Annotated in this window: 1 protein-coding gene and 1 pseudogene; one reads left to right on the top strand and one right to left on the bottom strand. The window is 57.8% G+C overall.

Annotation, left to right across the window (positions count from 1 at the left end):
• Window positions 1-253, top strand: a pseudogene (locus KBI52_RS01460) (hypothetical protein); the annotation flags it as partial.
• A 695-nt stretch (window positions 254-948) separates the two neighbouring features.
• Here the strand turns inward: KBI52_RS01460 and KBI52_RS01455 are convergent.
• Window positions 949-1247 (bottom strand): hypothetical protein (locus tag KBI52_RS01455; RefSeq protein ID WP_247654103.1); only part of this gene is annotated, 299 nt, incomplete at its 5' end.

Raw genomic sequence — 1247 nt, 5'->3', positions numbered from 1 at the left:
CGACCACAACTCCTGGGACGCAGGCGTGTCGCTCTCCAGCGCCGACTTCCAGTCGCTCGACAGCAAAACCGCCGTGGGAGCCCGCGCCGCCGACGGCTCCCTGCCAGACAGCAACTTCCTACTTCCTGCCAGTGGCAGCGACCTGATAGACCGCGGCGTAAGCACAGGCCTGACCCATACAGATAGCGCTCCAGACCTCGTCAGCAGTTATAAGGTCAATCCGAGCGTCGACGGCTACCTTCTCACCCTCTGAACCATCCCATAAAACGCAGTGTAAGATCCAATCCCAGGAAGCTGGGTTGCATCGCTATGGTTCGATGTAACCCAGCTTTAGACGCAGCTTGGTCTCGGGGCCTATAAATGGGCGAAGCCACAATGCTGAGAATGTGCTCTCGGCGCAGGTGCGGTCTTCATCTCAGTGAAAGAGGACGCAAATTCCGGCAGAGGCATGCGCGACCGAGAGCTTCGCATGAAAAAGGGCCGCGCCCAGTTCTATGACTGTGTTCGCGACCCTCAGAACCGTAGTGCCCCTACGAAGAGGCATCGTGTACCTGCCTTCAGATGGGCACACAATAAGGGCAAATACCTAGCCTAAGACCAGGCAGTGTCAGAATAGCGCACGCTGACCCAGCATAGGGCAGTGACACTACCTGCCTTGTATGAGCAAATCATCTTCACCGGATTTGTTCGTTTGCCCCTACGGATCCGCAAACTTAAAGCGCCCTCTTCAGAGAGGCGCTATTTCTTTGCCAGCGTGTCCTTGTATTTGCTGCGCCGGCAGGGCTTGGTCGAGCACTAAGGATCACACCGCTACAGGCCACTCCCGCCCGGCGGCGGATTTCCCAAAGGCGAGAAGAATGCCTCCACACGAGTGCTCTTGAGTTTGGCCTAGTCAGAGCAGGAGCGTTGTGTTGGCCTGTTCTACGATTAGAGACCTTGCCCGGTTGCTCAGGCTGACCGGGGGCTCCTTAACCCTTTCCGCAGGGCCATGCTCCGGGGCGGTTCGGCTCTGGGCTCGCTCCTACACTGTTCGAGGCTAAGAAGAAGAACACCAATATCATCGCCGAGTAGCCTGATTGCGTTGCGGGCGTACTCACGGAAACGCTCCTGGCAGACAATGGGCTCGTTGTCCCAGCGCCCGTTGTGCTCCGCTCGATGGAGTGCCTGCGCCACGAGTTCGATTTTGTAATCCATCTCCAGCATCTCCGTTGAGCGCTGTTCAGACCCACATGCGACCGGTCGTAAGG

Origin of the sequence: Microvirga sp. HBU67558, assembly GCF_018069605.1 — a bacterium.
Classification (GTDB): domain Bacteria; phylum Pseudomonadota; class Alphaproteobacteria; order Rhizobiales; family Beijerinckiaceae; genus Microvirga; species Microvirga terrae.
The sequence above is the reverse complement of the archived record's forward strand: the minus strand, read 5'-3'. Positions and strand labels throughout refer to the sequence as shown.